Source organism: Paenirhodobacter huangdaonensis (assembly GCF_004022465.1).
Taxonomy (GTDB): Bacteria; Pseudomonadota; Alphaproteobacteria; order Rhodobacterales; family Rhodobacteraceae; genus Rhodobacter; species Rhodobacter huangdaonensis.
The window spans coordinates 14,312-29,075 of sequence record NZ_SAVA01000016.1; the positions used below are offsets into that span (position 1 = coordinate 14,312).

Consider the following 14,764-nt stretch of genomic DNA (forward strand, 5'->3'; position numbering starts at 1 on the left):
GTCACAGCCCCCCGAAGCCGCGCCGGCGCAGCAGGATCCACAGGAAAACCGGCGCGCCGAGAACCGCGGTGACGATGCCGATCGGCAGCTCGGCCGGCACCACGACGCGGCGCGCGACGAGATCGGCCAGCACCAGCAGCGCCGCGCCCAGCAGCGCCGCATCGACGAGCAGCCGGCGATGGCCGGGTCCGGCCAGCAGCCGCAGCAGATGCGGCACGACGATGCCGACGAAGCCGATGCCCCCCGCGAGCGCGACCGAGGCGCCCGCAAGCGCCGCAACGACCAGCACGCTGTGCCGCTTCAGCCGCTCGATATCCGTGCCCATATGCGCCGCCGCCGCCTCGCCAAGCGCCAGCGCACCGAGCCCGCGCGCAAGCCGCGGCGCCAGCACCAGCGCCGGCGCGATCAGCGCCGCCCCGGCAATGAGCCGCAGCCAGCTTGCCCCGGCCAGCGAGCCCATGCCCCAGAAGGTCAGGTCGCGCAATTGCCGGTCATCGGCGAGATAGGTCAGGACCCCGGTCAGCGCGCCGGCCATCGCGGCCAGCGCAATGCCCGCGAGCAGCAGCACCGCGACCGAGGTCCGCCCGCCGCGGCTGGCCACGCGGTAAAGCAGCAGCGTCGCGCCCCAGGCGCCGAGAAAGGCCGCGACCGGCACGAGGTATTGCCCGAAGGTCGCGACCAGCGCCCCGGGCAAAAGCCCGCCCAGAACGATCGCCGCCACCGCGCCAAGCCCGGCCCCCGCGCTGACCCCGACGATGCCCGGATCGGCAAGCGGGTTGCGGAAGAGCCCCTGCATCACCGCACCCGCCACGGCAAGCCCGGCGCCGACGAGGATCCCCATCGCCAGCCGCGGCAGGCGGATGTCGAGCAGCACCACCTTGTCGCGCGCCGCGATCCCCTGCCCCGAGAGCAGATCGCCCAGCACGCCGTGCAGCGACACGCCGGCGGCGCCGCTGCCCACCGACACGAGCGCCGCGGCGAGCAGCAGCGCCACCAGCCACGGCCGCAGCCGCGCCGCCCGCGGCTGCCCCGGCCGCGGCAGGTCGAGCGCCATCACCATCTCAGTCGCCCTCCGCCGGGGGATACAGCGCCGCATGCAGGGCCTCGACCGCCTCGGGGGTGCGCGGGCCAAAGCCCAAAAGCAGCATGCCGTCCATCCGGATCACCGCGCCCGCCCGCGCTGCAGGCGTCGCGCCAAGGGCCGGATGCGCCCGCACATCGGCATCGGTGACCGCCAGATCGCCCTCGCGGTCCATCATCACGATCACATCGGGCGCGGCCGCGAGCACCGCCTCGTCGGTCATCTGCTTGTAGCCCGAGACCCCGGTCGCGGCGTTCTCGGCCCCGGCGAGGCGCAGGATCGCATCGGCCGAGGAGCCCTCGCCCCCCGCCATCACCCGCCCGCCCTGGATCGCCAGCACGAAAAGCACGCGCTTGCGCTGCCCGACCTCGGCCGCGGCACGTTCCGCCGCCGCCATCCGGGCGCGGAAGCTGCTGGCCAGCTCGGCCGCCGCCGCCTCGCGGCCGAGCGCCTGGCCCACGACCGCGATCTTCTCGAGCACCCCTTCGGGCGAGGCATCGCCCGGCAGGGTCACGAAGTCGACGCCGGCGGCGCGCAACACCTCGATCGCCTCGGGCGGCCCCGCCGTCGCCTCGGCGAGGATCAGGTCAGGGCCAAGCGCCAGCACCCCTTCCGGCGACAGCGCGCGAACATAGCCCACATCGGGCAGCGCGGTGACCGAGGGCGGATAGTCCGAGGTGCTGTCGCGCGCCACCAGCCGGTCTTGCGCGCCAAGCGCCACGACGATCTCGGTCACCGCGCCGCCAAGGCTGACCACCCGTTCGGGCGGGGCGGCCAGTGCCGGCGCGGCGAGCAGCACCGCGGCCAGAGCCGCGGCAAGGCGCGCGCCGATCATTGCGCCGCCCCCTTGCGCGGCAGCCCGGCGAGCGTCGCGTTGAAGGCGTCGATGCCGCCATGCTTGCGCGAGCCGAAGATCTGCAGGATCAGCCCGCCGTCGGCGTCGAAGGCCTCGAGGCTCAGCGCCGGGCCGTTGTTCGTCGGCTTGTCGACCAGCCAGACCTCGGCGATGTGGTCGCCGCGCAGATGCAGGTTGAAGCGCGGATCGAGCACGTTGATCCAGGGCCCCATCGGGGTGACAGTCTCGATCGTGCCACTGTGGATCTCGATGCAGCCCTGATTGCCGACGAAGATCATCAGCGGCGTCTGCGACGCGGCGACGCGGTCGAGCAGCAGCCCCACCGACTCGGTCGCCATCGCCGCGGCGAAGGGTTCCCCCGCATGGCGATAGGCGCCCAGCCGGTTGAACTTGAGCTTCGAGACGAGGCGCAGGAACTGATGCGTGTCAGTCATCTTCGCCCATTCGGCGCGCAGCATCTCGACGCGGGCGGCATCGCCCTTCGGCGCCTCGGTCAGCGTGCGGGGCTCGAGCGCCAGACGGTCGGACTGGTCCTCAAGCCGCAGCGCCCCGACCAGCCGGGCAAAGGCCGCGACGTCGGATGCGGGCTTGAGATGCACCTTGTGCACGGCATCGCCCGCCGCATCGAAGACCTGGATCGAGCGGCTGTCGCCGTCTTCCAGCGCGAAGGCATGGAGCCAGTGCTTGCCGAAGAATCGCATGTCGATCTCGTCACCCAGAACCATCTGCGCATGCGCGCCCGAGTGGTATTTCTCGTAGGTGCCGCGCCGCTCGATCACGCAGCTCTCGTTGCGGGTCAGCGCCATCACGTCGCCCAGCGTGCACACCAGCGGGATCAGCTGATCGGGATGGGCGGCGATCCGGGTCGCGCCATGGCCGACCTGTGCGGCCACCAGCTCGGCCTCGGCAAGGCCGTGGCGGGCGGCGAAATCGCGCGCCCGCAGTTTCGGCTCCTCGGCGCGCAGGGCGCGGATGCGATCGCTCGTCAGGGGATGGGTCAGGGTGCCGTCAGCGGCCATGGCGTTCCTCTTGTCGATGGAGGCGCGGATCTGGCGGGAGGCAGGGCCTCGGCTGGGCGCGATGAGATGTCGGAAGACATACTTGACTAATTCACTCGGATTCCTTAAGGCCCGTCGCCAGAGAGATCAAGCCAGATTCTGCACCGCCAGCTTCGTGCCAGCCCCCCGCAGAGACACAAAGGGGACACCATGGCACGCTTGCCTTCCGCCCGTCGCGGGCACCTTCTGCTCACCGTCACCACTGCGGCGCTGATTGCCGCCCAGCCCGGCGCCCTTGCGGCGCAGGAGGCGGAAAGCGCCTTCACCCTGCTCGGCCGGCTGGTCTTCGGCTGGGGCACGCCGAAAGTGGCGATCGACACGCCGCAGGCGGTGACCGTGCTCGATCAGCAAGACCTCGACCGCGAGCAGCCGCGCAGCATCGGCGATCTTTTCGCCAATGTGCCGGGCGTGCAGGCGGCGGGCGCCTCGGCGCGCGCCCTTGGTCAGGCCTTCAACATCCGCGGCATCGGCAATGCCGAGCAGACCTCGAGCCAGAACCGCATCATCGTCACCGTCGACGGCGCGGTGAAGTTCTTCGAGCAGTATCGCACCGGCTCGTTCTTCGGCGACCCCGAGCTTTACAAGCGTGTCGAGGTGCTGCGCGGCCCGGCGTCCTCGACCCTCTACGGCTCGGGCGCGATCGGCGGCGTGGTGAACTTCACCACCAAGGACGCCACCGATTTCATCCCCGAGGGCCAGACCGGCGCGCTGCGCTTCAAGGGCAGCTATGACAGCAACGGCGACGGCACCGTCGGCACGGTGACGCTGGCGCAGAAGCTCGGTGCGAACGCCGACCTGCTCGCCAGCTTCTCGACCGGCTCCTCGGGCGACATGGAGGACGGCGACGGCAAGACCATCCAGGCGACGGCGGGCGAGCGCTGGTCGGGGCTGATCAAGGGCAACTACCACTTCGGCGAGGCGGGGGACCAGCGCCTGACCTTCAGCCTGTCGCGCACCGACAGCGACCTCGACAAGGCCGCTGTGGCGCAGACCGGCGGATCGGTGGCAAGCTATTTCGGCACCTCGGACCTGCACGCGATCGACGACACCGTGACGCTTGCCTATGCGCACGAGGGCGCGGGCAATCCGTGGCTGAACCTGAACGCGACGCTGAGCTATTCGAAGACCTCGACCGAGCGCGACAACTTCTCGCTCGGCGGCTATTGCTCGCCCGGCAGCTATCAGGTGCTGTGCCCGAACACCGCCAGCTACGAGACCACCGCCCTCAAGCTCGAGAACACCGTCGAGATGAGCCGTGGCGCCTGGGAGAATTACGTCACCTTCGGCGCGCAGCTCTCGCACCAGAACCGCTTCGCCACCTCCTCGCTCGGCGCGCTGGCCTTCCACCCGGGCGGTAGCGAGGACAAGCTCGGCCTCTACGTGCAGGGCGAATTCGTCTGGAAGGACCGGCTGACGATCACCCCGGGCCTGCGCGCCGATCGCAGCTGGCTGAGCCCCGACAGCGCGGCCGCGGCCGCCGGCGGCACCGATCAGAGCGGCACCGCCGTGTCGCCGAAGATCGCCGCGCTTTACGAGCTGAACGACAACTGGGGCGTCTTCGGCTCGGTCGCCCGCACCGAGCGGATGCCGACGCTTGACGAGCTTTACCAGAGCGACGGCCGCGGCGCCGCCGGCCGCACGCCGAGCCTCAACCTGAACAAGGAAAAGGCGACCACGATCGAGGCCGGCCTGACCTATCAGACCCAGGGCCTGCTCAGCGAAGGCGACAGCCTGACCGCGAAGGCGACGCTCTTCCACAACGACCTCACCGACCTGATCGCGGCGAATCCCTCGAACTCGGTCAATGTGCCCTATTTCCACAACATCGACTCGGCGAAGATCTGGGGCGGCGAGATCGAGGCCGCCTATGAGGCCGAACGCTGGTTCAGCCAGCTCGCCTATTCGAAGGTGAAGTCAAAGGACGACGCGACCGGCAAGACCCTGACCGACACGCCGGCCGAGAACATCGCGCTGACGCTCGGCACCAAGTTCCCCGATCAGGGCCTCCGCGCCGGCTGGCGGGTGCAGGGCTTCTCGGGCATCACCACCGCCTCGAGCACGACCTCGGGCACCGGCTATGCGGTGCATGACCTCTTCGTCACCTGGGCACCGCAGGACGGCGCGCTCAAGGGGCTCGAGGTCAACCTCGCCGTCGAGAACGTCTTCGACCGCGCCTATCGCAACAACCTGTCGCTCGACAATGCGCCCGGGCGCAACGTCAAGCTGTCGCTGGCGAAGGCGATCACGTGGTGAGGGCGGCGCTTCTGGCGGCCTGTTGCGCGGCGGCGACCCCGCTTGCCGCGCAGCAGGCCCCCCGGCTCGGGCTGACGCTGGCCGGTGCGGCGCCCGAGGGCGCGGCCTGCCGGCTGAGCTTTCTGGCCGAGAACCGGCTCGGCGCCGATCTTTCGGCGCTGGTGCTGGAGGCGGTGGTGTTCACCAGGGCGGGCGAGGTCGAGCGGCTGATGCTGCTCGATTTCCGCGATCTGCCGGCGGGCAAGCCGCGGCTGCGGCAATTCGATCTGGCCGGCACCGACTGCGGCACGATCGGCCAGGTTCTGATCAACGGCGCGACGCGCTGCGAGGGCGTGGCGGAGGGGGCCTGCATCGGCGCCCTCGCCCCCGCCTCGCGCGTTGACGGCATGGAGGTGACGGGATGAGCGGATGGTTCGCGGCGGCGCAGGCGGCGCTTGCCGATTTCGTGGCCCTCGGGGGCTGGGTGGTGGCGCTGTTGCTGGCGATCTCGGTGATCGCCGGGGCGGCGGTGCTGTGGAAGCTGTGGGACCTTGCCGCGCTGCGGGTCGGCCCGCATCCGGCGCTTGCCGCGGCGCTCGCCGACTGGCAGGCGGGCCAGCGCGGCGCTGCCATGGCGCGGCTTGCCGCGGGGCGCAGCGCGCTGGAGCGGCTCGCAGCGCGCACGATGGCCGCGGGCGCGCCCGAGGCCCTGCGCCCCCGTCTTCAGGCCGAGACCGAGGCCCATGCCGCGCGCGCCGAGGCCGGGCTGCGCCTGCTTGACGCGATCGCGCAGACGGCGCCGCTTCTGGGCCTGTTCGGTACGGTTCTGGGAATGATCGAGGCGTTCCAGACCCTGCAGGCGGGCGGCGCCTCGGTCGATCCGTCGCAGCTTGCCGGCGGGATCTGGGTCGCGCTGCTGACCACGGCGATGGGGCTGGGCATCGCGATGCCGGTGTCGCTGTTTCTCAGCTGGACCGAAAGCCGCATCGCGCGCGAGGCGCAGGGTGCGGCGCTGATGGTCGAGATGCTGTGCGGCCCGGCGCTGCCCGAAGCGCCCGAGACCGCCTCCCGCCCGCTCATTCCCGTGCAGGGCTGAGCCATGGCCATGCGTCCCCGCCGCCGCCGCCCGCTGTCGATGACCTCGCTGATCGACGTCATCTTCCTGCTGCTGATGTTCTTCATGCTCGCCACCACCTTCACCCGCACCACCGAGCTGCCGCTTGCAACCGGCGCGGCGGGGGCGGCCACGACGGACGCGCGGCCGCTGCTGGTGCGGCTCAGCGAGGACGGGCTCAGCCTGAACGGCCGCGCCCTCGGCGCCGACGCGCTGCCCGAGGCGCTGGCCGGGCAGAGCGCGCCCCGCCTTCTGGTGGCGCTGGCCCCGGGCGTCAGCAGCCAGCGGCTCGCCGATCTTCTCGCCACCCTGCGCCGCGTGCCGGGCGCCCGGGTGCAGGTGCTGGGCTAGACCGATGCGCCGCTTCGCCCGCCGCCGCTCGGAGCCGACGATCGCGCTGATCAACGTGGTCTTCCTGCTGCTGACCTTCTTTCTGGTCGCCGGCGCGATCGGCGCCCGCCCGCCCGCCGGGCTGCGGCTGGCGCGGCTGGCAGACGGCGCCCCCGCCCCGATGCGCGGCACCGTCGCGCTTGATGCTGCGGGCACGGCCCTCTGGCCCGAGGGGGTGGCGGATGCGGCGGGCTTCATCGCCACCCTGCCCGCCGACACCGCCGGCACCGCGCGGATCCTGCCCGACCGTGCCGCGCCGGCGGCCGCGCTGGTGGCGCTTGCCCGCACGCTGCAGGCCGCCGGGGCGCAGGAGGTGCGCATTCTCGCCGAACGGGAGGGGGAAGAATGACCCGCAGAACGATCCTCGGCCGTTCCGTGGCGCTTGGCGCGCTGCTGGTTTCGGGCGCGGTCCACGCGCTGGTGCTGGCCGGCGCCGCGCCGGGCCTGAGCGAGGCCCCGCCCGGCGGCGGCGGTGGCACCGAGATCGCCCTTCTCGGCAATGGTTTCGCCGATCTCGCGCAGGGCACGCTCGCCCCGGTGGCGCCGGCCGAGGTGGCCGAGGCGGCACCGCCGGTCGAACCGGCGGCCGCCCTTGCAGCGGTGGCCGAGGCACTCGACCTGGTGGTGCCGGCCGCGCAGGCCCCGGTGCCGGCGCCCGAGCCCCTGACCGCCCGGCCCGATCCCGCCCCCCGGCCGCAGGCGAAACCTGCGCAGAAACCGAAGCCCACCCCGAAAGCCGCCGAGACGCCGCGCAAGACCGCCGCCGCGCCGCAAAAGGCACAGGCCCGCGGCAACGCTGATCGCGATACCCGCCGCGGCGCCGCGCAGGGCAGCGAGGCGGGCCGCGGCACGCAGGCGCAGGGCGCGGCCGGCGGGGGCGGCGCCGGTGCCGCCCCCACGCCCGCGCGCTATGCCGCCGCGGTGATCCGCCAGATCCGCGCCGTGCCGCAGCAGCGCGGCTCGGGCCGCGGCACGGCGCTGGTGGGCTTCGAGATCGGGCCGCGCGGCGGGCTGGCGCGGGTGACGATCCTGCGCAGCTCGGGCTCGGCGCCGCTCGATGCCGCGGCGCTCGACCACATCCGCCGCGCCGCCCCCTTCCCGCCGCCGCCCGAGACGCCGGCGCGCTTCTCCTTCGAGTTCAGCGCCCGCGGCTAGAGCGCGGCAAGCCGGCGCCGCAGCACCGCGGCGAAGGCCGTCGTCTTGTGCTGGCGGAAGGCCGTGGGCAGGGTCAGCAGGTGGATGGGATGCGCCGGCCCGGTGAAATCGGCCAGCACCTCGACCAGCGTTCCCGCCGCCAGATGCGGCGCCAGGAAGATGTCGGGCGCCCGCACCAGCCCGTCGCCCGCAAGCGCCATGCGGATGGTGATTGCCGCGCTGTTCACCGCCATGGCGCCGGTCATCGCCATCGTCACCGGCCCCTCGGGGGTCTCGAAGGCCCAGCGGCCCGGCCGGGTCTCGTTCAGGTCGATCACCGCACGGTGGCCGGCCAGATCGGCCGGGTGCAGCGGCACACCCGCCCGCGCCAGATAGGCCGGGCTGGCGGCGATGCGCGGCACGGTCTCGCCCACGCGCTGCATCCGCAGGCTGGAATCGAGCGGGATGCCGATCCGCACCGCCATGTCGAAGCCCCCCGCGGCAAGGTCGGTCAGCCCGTCCGACATCACCATCTCGATCCGCATCCCCGGGTTCTCGGCCAGAAAGGCGCGCACCGTGCCCGCGACGACAAGCTCGCCGAGCGTCGTGCCGCAGGCCAGCCGCAACCGCCCGGTCAGCCCCTCGCCCGGTTCCTGCAAGGCGCCCTGAGCCGCCTCGACCGCGTCGATCGCGGCCCGCGCGAAGGGCAGCCAGCGCGCCCCGTCATCGGTCAGCGAAACCGCCCGCGTGGTGCGGTAAAGCAGCGTATGCCCCAGCCGCTCCTCGAGCGCCGCGACGTATTTGCTGGCGACCTTGTTGGTGATGCCAAGCCGCGCCGCGGCGGCGGTGAACGAGCCGCTTTCGGCCACGGCGACGAAGGTGCGGATCCCGTCGAGCAGGTCCATGCCAATTATCTCCAATTTGGCGAAATTGATTGAATGATAATGTCCATTCTTTGCCGTGATGCAAGGCGCTATCTCTGTCCCATCAACGGGACGGCCACAGCGGCCGCCGACACGGACAAGGATACGGATCATGACCTCGCTTCTCTCGACTTTCGGTTTCGGCTCGGCCGGGGCCATCGCTCTCGCCGCGCTGCTGCTGCGCGTCAGCCTCGGCGGGCTTTTCCTGGCGCATGCCTGGCTGAAGATCTTCGTCTTCACCCCCGCGGGCGCCGCGGGCTACTTCCGCTCGCTCGGCCTGCCCGGCTGGTTCGCCTATGCGACGATGGCCGCCGAGGTGCTGGGCGGCATCGCGCTGATCGTCGGTTTCGAGACCAGCCTCGTGGCGCTGGCGCTGATCCCGGTGATCCTGGGCGCCGCCTGGTTCGGCCACCGCAAGAACGGCTTCTGGTTCACCAACCCGAACGGCGGTTGGGAATACCCGGCCTTCTGGGGCCTCGCCCTCTTCGTTCAGGCGCTGATCGGTGGCGGCTTCCTCGCCTTCACCCTGGCCTGATCGCCCGGAACATCGTCACGACCGGCCGGGCCATGCGCCCGGCCTCTCGCCCCCAACCCGACACAGGAGACAGGACCATGGCCAGCAATGATGCCCCGATGACCGTCAACCGTGTGGCGCTGACGGTGCGCGACCTCGACCGGGTCGGCGATTTCTACCAGACCGCGATCGGCCTTGCGGCGCTGCGCCGCGACGGCGAGAGCCTGACGCTCGGGCGTGGCAGCACGCCGCTTGTCGAGCTGCGCCGCGACCCGGCCGCGGTCTTCGCGCCGCGCGGGGCGGGCCTTTTCCACACCGCCTTCCTGCTGCCCGACCGCGCCGATCTCGGCCGCTGGATGCGCCATGCGATCGGCGCCGGGCTGCGGCTTGACGGTGCCTCGGACCACCTTGTGAGCGAAGCCGCCTATCTGCGCGACCCCGAGGGCAACGGCATCGAGATCTATGCCGACCGGCCGCGGGCCGAATGGCAGACCGACGGCACGCGGGTGAAGATGACCTCGCGCCCGCTCGATGTGCAGGGGCTGATGCAGGAAGCGCCCGGCGAGTGGCGGGACGCGCCCGAAGGCACGGTCATCGGCCATGTCCATCTTCAGGTGGGCGATCTGACCGCGGCCGAGGCCTTCTATGCCGGCACCCTCGGTTTCGACGTGACCGAGCGCAGCCCGGGCGCCACCTTCTATGCCACGGGCGGCTATCACCACCACCTCGCCACCAATACCTGGCGCAGCACCGGGGCGGGCGCACGGGCGCAGGGCTCGGCGGGGCTTGCCGAGCTGGTGCTGGGCGTCGCGCCCGGTGCCGGGCCCGCGGGCCGCGCCTTCACCGACCCCTGGGGCAACCGCGTGACGCTCGAGCCCGCGGGGCTTGCCCGCGCCGCCTGAGCGGCGGGAAAGAACCGGGGCCGCCCCGTCACCGGGGCGGCCCTTGTCCTGTCAGGCCGAGACGGCAAGTTCGGTCATCATCCCGCTCGCCAGATGCCCCATGTGATGGCAATGCAGCATCCAGGGCGCGGCCTCGCCCGCATCGAAGGCGACGGTGACACTGCCCATCGCCGGCACATGCACGGTGTCGCGCAGTGCCCCCGCGAAGCGGGTGCCGTTCACCTCGACCACCTGGAAGACATGGCCATGCAGGTGCATCGGATGCGCCATCATCGACATGTTGTGGAACATCAGCTCGACCCGCTCGCCGCTCTTCGCCGGAACCGGAATGCGGTTTTCCCAGGTCCGGCCGTTGATCGTCCACAGATAGGGCTGCATCGCCCCCGTCAGCATCACCATCTGCCCGTTCTGCACCGGGCGATCGGGCAGCGGCGTGACCGCACGCAAGGCAAGCTCCTGCGCCATGTCGCCCGAAACCGGCGGGTGATCGGCCTCGGACAGGGCCGCGAGTTTCGGCACCGCGGCGCCTTTCGGCGCCAGCACGATGCCGGTGCGCTCGCGCGCGCCCTCGCGCAGCGCAAGGACCGGCAGCGCCGCGCCCTCCGCGGGCAGGTCGATCTCGATCTCGAGCCGCTGCGCCGGCGCGGCGGAGAAGCGCGAGCCCGAGAGCGGCACCACCGGCTCGCCATCGACCGCAACGAGCCGCCCGGTCACCGTGCCGAGGTCGATCCAGAACGCCGTCATCGAGGCGCCGTTGATGACCCGCAGCCGCACCCGGCCGCCACGCTCGACCGCGATCACGTCGGGGTCGTCAAGCGTGCGGTCATTGGCGAGATAGGCGTCGAAGTCGAAATCGTTCAGGTCCATCGCCATGCCCCCGCCCATCATGCCGCCCATTCCGGACATGCCGCCGGCACCGGGCATCATCGCGGCCATGTCGCCCATGCCCGACATCCCGGACATGCCCGCCATGCCGCCGCCCGTCGGCATCGCCGAATGGTCCATCGTGGTGTGATCCATCGCGGTGCCGCCGGTGACCTCGGCCAGCACCTCCTGCGGCGTGCGGAAGGCGAAATCGTGCAGGAACATCACCACCTCCTGCCGGTCGGCCGCGACCTCCTCGGGCCGGCGCGCGATCAGCGGCGCGGCAAGCAGGCCGATCTCCTGCTCGGGGATGTGGCTGTGCATCCAGAAGGTGCCCGGACGCGGGGCAAAGTCATAGGCGCGGGTTTCGCCCGGTTTCAGCATCGGGTTGGTGTTCGGCACGCCGTCCTGGGCATTGGGCGGGATCTGGCCGTGCCAGTGCACGATGGTCTCGATGTCGAGCGCATTCGTCAGATCGGTGCGGAAGCGTTGGCCGGGATCGAGCGTCAGGCCAAGGCCGCCTTGCGCGTTCACCAGCCCCATCACGGTGGCGGCGCGGCCCTGCACCTCGATCACCCGGGTGGTGGCGGTCAGGGCGAAGCTGTCGGGCGCGGCGCGAACACGCGCGGGCAGCACAAGCGATGCGGAGGCAGCCGCAGAAGCGGCCAGAAAGCCGCGGCGGGAAAGTCGGGTCATGTTGATCTCCGGAAAAAGTGTCGACGAGAGTCGGGGCGGAGGATCAGGTGCGCGGCGGATGGCCCTCGGGCAGAGGCCAGAGCGAGGGCGCCGCCTCGACCAGCGCCACCACGTGCACAGGCACGACGCGCGCCGCACGCGGTGCCGGCATCGCCGGCACGACCAGCACACTGACGCCAAGGCAATGCGCCCGACAGCTCTCGTCGGCCGGCATCGGCGCCTTGGCCGGCATCGCATGATGAGCGGCGTGCATCTGTGCCATCGCCCGCTCCGGCATCGGCGCCGCGGTGGCAGGCGCCGCAGGCAGGCCAAGCCCCGCCGCGAAAACCGCAACGATCACGAGGCGCAGGAGGGCGGTCACGCATGACATGCCCGCAAGGTAGCCGATCCTCCGCCGGCCGTCAGGTGACATTTCCGTCAAAGCGCCGGCCGCGCGCAGGAAAAGGCGCGGCACGGTGCCGTGCCCCGATACCTCCGCCATCTGACGCCGGTGTCCGGCCCGATGAGAGGACCGGAGCAGGAAGAGATCGACGTTCGCGGAAGCGCAGATCCTCGGCATCCTGCGGGAGCAGGGTTGACGTAAGCGTCAACGGTGCGAAAACAGCGGAGACAGCCGAACAAGGCGGTCGACTTGATCCAGCAGTGTCATGGATTTGAAGTGGTGCCCAGAGCCGGAATCGAACCAGCGACACGCGGATTTTCAATCCGCTGCTCTACCAACTGAGCTATCTGGGCACCGGGCCGTGGTCCGGCGTTGGTGTGGGCTTCCTAATCGAGCGGGCGGGAGCTGTCCAGAGGATTTTGCGGATTTTTTCGTCCCGCGCGCCGGAAAGTTTACCCCCCTCCTCGAAAACCGGAAGGCCCTCCGTCCGGAGGGCCTTTCGCCGCCGAAAGGCGGGCATTTCAGAGGCTTGGCCGGGCTCAGTGCGGTCGATCGGAGACCCCGCCGGGCGGGCTTTCGGGGGCGCATTCCTCTTCCTCGGCCAGATCGCCCGGAATCACGTAAGACCCGTTCAGCCAGCGCGCGAGGTCAATGTCCGCGCAGCGTTTCGAGCAGAACGGGCGGTATTTTGCTTCGCTCGTCTTGCCGCAGATCGGACAGCTCATTCCCGCCCCTCCAGCAGCGCCGCAAGCGCCACGCGGTCGCGCTTGCGCACCAGCTCGTAAAGCCCGAGCGGGGTCCAGCCCGCAAGGCTCGTCTCGGCGGCCTCGCCCTTGAAGGCGGTGCGCAGCTGCTGTTCCAGGGTGACGCGTTCCCGCTTCGGCATCGGCGCGAAATCGATCACCACCTGTCCGCCCAGGCCCCGCAGCCGCAGCTGCCGCGGCACTTCGCGCGCCGCGGCGATATTGGCCTTGAGCCCCGCCGCGGGCGAGGTGTCCGTGCCAGTGTTGACATCGACGGCGATCAGCGCCCGGGTAGGCTCGATCATCATGTGTCCTCCCCCGGGCAGCTCGACGCGCGGCGAAAGCAGCGCATCCACCGCCTCGGGCACGCCGTGCTCGGCCAGCCCTTCGACCACCTCGTCGGGCGCAGGATCGGCCCATTCGCGCCAGGCCTCCTCCTGCGGGGTCGGCGCGTCGACGAGCAGCTCGGGCTCGCCGGTGGTGTCGGCGGTCACCGCCTCGGCCAGCTCGCGCAGCGCCGCGACGTCCTCGACGATCTCGCCTTCCTCGGCCTCGGCGCAGGCCGAGCGGAGAATGAGGCCCATCCCGGAGCCTTCCATCACCACCGCGGCGATCGCCTGCAGCCCCTCGCGCAGATCCTCGTCATGGATCCGGCGCGAGATGTTCAGCCCCGGCGCGCCGGGCGTGACGATGCCGTAGCGGCCCTTGAACAGCAGCCGCAGTGAAACCGGAACCGCCTTGCCGGGCTCGGTGCCGCCGGTGACCTGGCAGATCACCCCCTGCCCCGGCGCCAGCCCCTTCGCCTCGCGCAGGAAGCCCTTCTCGCCGCCGGGCAGGCGGACGAAGACACCGCCCTGCCCCTTCATCTGCCGCTCGACCCGGCCGCGGCAGATCGCGCCGGGCGCCAGCGTCACCGCGTCTGAGCTGTCGAGGAGCAGATCCTCGAGCCGGCCATCGACCATCAGCGCCGCGGCCTCGAGCCCGTGCAGCTCCCCCAAAACGACGATGCGGCCCTTCATGCGTCCACTCCCGCCGCCTGCAGAAGCAGCGCAGTCTCGGCCAGCGGCAGGCCGACGACGCCGGTGAAGGAGCCCTGAATCCAGGGCACGAAGGCGCCGGCGCGGCCCTGAATGGCATAGCCGCCGGCCTTGCCCCGCCACTCGCCCGAGGCAAGATAGCCGTTCACCTCGGCATTCGAGAGCGGGCGGAATTTCACGATCGTGTCGACCAGCCGCGCGCGCAGGCCGGTGGCGCTGCGCACGGCGACGGCGGTCAGCACGTGATGGCGCCGGCCGGACAGCAGCCAGAGGAACTCGGCCGCCTCCTTCTCGTCCTCGGGCTTGCCGAGGATGCGCCGGCCGCAGGTCACGGTGGTGTCGGCGGTGAGGATCACCTCGTCCGCCGCGCAATCGAGCACGGCGGCTTTCTCGCGCGCCATCCGCGCGACGTAATCGCGCGCCAGCTCGCCTTTCAGCGGCGTCTCGTCGATGTCGGGGGCGCGCACCTCGTCCGGGACCAGTCCGAGCTGGCCCAGAAGCTCCCGCCGGCGCGGGCTTGCGGAACCGAGGATCAGCTTCACTTGAAGCGGTAGTTGATGCGGCCTTTCGACAGATCGTAGGTGTTCATTTCCACCTGTACCTTGTCGCCCGCGAGGACCCGGATGCGGTTCTTCCGCATCTTGCCTGCCATATGCGCGATGATTTCATGGCCGTTCTCGAGTTCGACCCGGAAAGTCGCGTTCGGCAGGAGTTCCTTCACGACGCCGGGGAATTCGAGCATTTCTTCCTTGGCCATGTTCACTCCTGAAGACACACCCGCCAGATTCCGCGGGCGCGCGATACATGCGCCGGGAGGCGGCAAAATTCAAGGAGAATG

At 71.1% G+C, this 14,764-nt stretch carries 18 protein-coding genes and 1 tRNA gene; 8 read left to right on the top strand and 11 right to left on the bottom strand.

Features of this window, described 5'->3' with window-relative positions; all coding sequences use genetic code 11:
• Position 1 precedes the first annotated feature (1 nt).
• The 3 genes from EOW66_RS18510 to EOW66_RS18520 are packed head-to-tail and all read right to left on the bottom strand — an operon-like array spanning position 2 to position 2,956.
• A complete protein-coding gene (locus tag EOW66_RS18510; RefSeq protein ID WP_206363744.1) occupies positions 2-1,060 on the bottom strand; it encodes a FecCD family ABC transporter permease in 1,059 nt (352 codons plus the stop codon).
• A gap of 1 nt (position 1,061) precedes the next feature.
• A complete protein-coding gene (locus EOW66_RS18515; protein WP_128157810.1) occupies positions 1,062-1,916 on the bottom strand; it encodes a heme/hemin ABC transporter substrate-binding protein in 855 nt (284 codons plus the stop codon).
• The gene (locus tag EOW66_RS18520) at positions 1,913-2,956 is read right to left on the bottom strand and encodes a hemin-degrading factor (protein WP_206363745.1); all 1,044 of its coding nucleotides are present in this window, start codon (positions 2,954-2,956) and stop codon (positions 1,913-1,915) included. Before EOW66_RS18520 ends, EOW66_RS18515 begins: the two co-directional genes overlap by 4 nt.
• A gap of 189 nt (positions 2,957-3,145) precedes the next feature.
• On the opposite strand from EOW66_RS18520, the gene EOW66_RS18525 reads away from it, so the two are divergent.
• The 6 genes from EOW66_RS18525 to EOW66_RS18550 are packed head-to-tail and all read left to right on the top strand — an operon-like array spanning position 3,146 to position 7,886.
• The gene (locus EOW66_RS18525) at positions 3,146-5,248 is read left to right on the top strand and encodes a TonB-dependent receptor domain-containing protein (protein ID WP_128157811.1); all 2,103 of its coding nucleotides are present in this window, start codon (positions 3,146-3,148) and stop codon (positions 5,246-5,248) included.
• A complete protein-coding gene (locus EOW66_RS18530) occupies positions 5,245-5,652 on the top strand; it encodes a hypothetical protein (protein WP_128157812.1) in 408 nt (135 codons plus the stop codon). Before EOW66_RS18525 ends, EOW66_RS18530 begins: the two co-directional genes overlap by 4 nt.
• A complete protein-coding gene (locus tag EOW66_RS18535) occupies positions 5,649-6,323 on the top strand; it encodes a MotA/TolQ/ExbB proton channel family protein (RefSeq protein WP_128157813.1) in 675 nt (224 codons plus the stop codon). Before EOW66_RS18530 ends, EOW66_RS18535 begins: the two co-directional genes overlap by 4 nt.
• Positions 6,324-6,326: 3 nt before the next feature.
• Complete coding sequence (locus EOW66_RS18540; protein WP_338054890.1) at positions 6,327-6,692, top strand: ExbD/TolR family protein; 366 nt, start codon at positions 6,327-6,329, stop codon at positions 6,690-6,692.
• Between the two features lie 4 nt (positions 6,693-6,696).
• Positions 6,697-7,080 carry an ExbD/TolR family protein gene (locus EOW66_RS18545; protein ID WP_128157814.1) on the top strand — a complete coding sequence of 128 codons (384 nt, stop codon included), beginning with the start codon at positions 6,697-6,699 and terminating at the stop codon, positions 7,078-7,080.
• Entirely contained in the window at positions 7,077-7,886 is an 810-nt protein-coding gene (locus tag EOW66_RS18550; protein ID WP_128157815.1) for an energy transducer TonB, read from the top strand. The genes EOW66_RS18545 and EOW66_RS18550 overlap by 4 nt, the downstream gene beginning before the upstream one ends.
• Here the strand turns inward: EOW66_RS18550 and EOW66_RS18555 are convergent.
• The gene (locus tag EOW66_RS18555) at positions 7,883-8,770 is read right to left on the bottom strand and encodes a LysR family transcriptional regulator (RefSeq protein ID WP_164881191.1); all 888 of its coding nucleotides are present in this window, start codon (positions 8,768-8,770) and stop codon (positions 7,883-7,885) included. The genes EOW66_RS18550 and EOW66_RS18555 overlap by 4 nt on opposite strands.
• Before the next feature lie 130 nt (positions 8,771-8,900).
• Here EOW66_RS18555 and EOW66_RS18560 point away from each other — a divergent pair, with 130 nt between their 5' ends.
• Positions 8,901-9,323 (top strand): DoxX family protein, encoded by a 423-nt coding sequence (locus tag EOW66_RS18560; protein ID WP_128157817.1) that lies wholly within the window; start codon positions 8,901-8,903, stop codon positions 9,321-9,323.
• 77 nt (positions 9,324-9,400) lie between these two features.
• Complete coding sequence (locus tag EOW66_RS18565; protein ID WP_128157818.1) at positions 9,401-10,204, top strand: VOC family protein; 804 nt, start codon at positions 9,401-9,403, stop codon at positions 10,202-10,204.
• Positions 10,205-10,255: 51 nt separating this feature from the next.
• Here EOW66_RS18565 and EOW66_RS18570 read toward each other — a convergent pair whose 3' ends face one another.
• The 7 genes from EOW66_RS18570 to infA all read right to left on the bottom strand — a co-directional run bounded on the left by EOW66_RS18570 (position 10,256) and on the right by infA (position 14,683).
• On the bottom strand, positions 10,256-11,764 hold the full coding sequence (locus EOW66_RS18570; protein ID WP_128157819.1) for a multicopper oxidase family protein: 1,509 nt from the start codon (positions 11,762-11,764) through the stop codon (positions 10,256-10,258).
• Positions 11,765-11,807: 43 nt separating this feature from the next.
• On the bottom strand, positions 11,808-12,125 hold the full coding sequence (locus EOW66_RS18575) for a hypothetical protein (protein ID WP_128157820.1): 318 nt from the start codon (positions 12,123-12,125) through the stop codon (positions 11,808-11,810).
• A gap of 298 nt (positions 12,126-12,423) precedes the next feature.
• Positions 12,424-12,499 (bottom strand) — tRNA-Phe (locus EOW66_RS18580).
• 186 nt (positions 12,500-12,685) lie between these two features.
• The gene (locus EOW66_RS18585) at positions 12,686-12,871 is read right to left on the bottom strand and encodes a DNA gyrase inhibitor YacG (RefSeq protein WP_128157821.1); all 186 of its coding nucleotides are present in this window, start codon (positions 12,869-12,871) and stop codon (positions 12,686-12,688) included.
• On the bottom strand, positions 12,868-13,908 hold the full coding sequence (locus EOW66_RS18590) for a ribonuclease E/G (protein WP_128157822.1): 1,041 nt from the start codon (positions 13,906-13,908) through the stop codon (positions 12,868-12,870). Before EOW66_RS18590 ends, EOW66_RS18585 begins: the two co-directional genes overlap by 4 nt.
• Positions 13,905-14,468, bottom strand: coding sequence for a Maf family protein (locus EOW66_RS18595; RefSeq protein WP_128157823.1), 564 nt, complete (start codon positions 14,466-14,468; stop codon positions 13,905-13,907). Before EOW66_RS18595 ends, EOW66_RS18590 begins: the two co-directional genes overlap by 4 nt.
• On the bottom strand, positions 14,465-14,683 hold the full coding sequence (gene infA / locus EOW66_RS18600; RefSeq protein ID WP_036636451.1) for a translation initiation factor IF-1: 219 nt from the start codon (positions 14,681-14,683) through the stop codon (positions 14,465-14,467). Before infA ends, EOW66_RS18595 begins: the two co-directional genes overlap by 4 nt.
• Positions 14,684-14,764 lie beyond the last annotated feature (81 nt).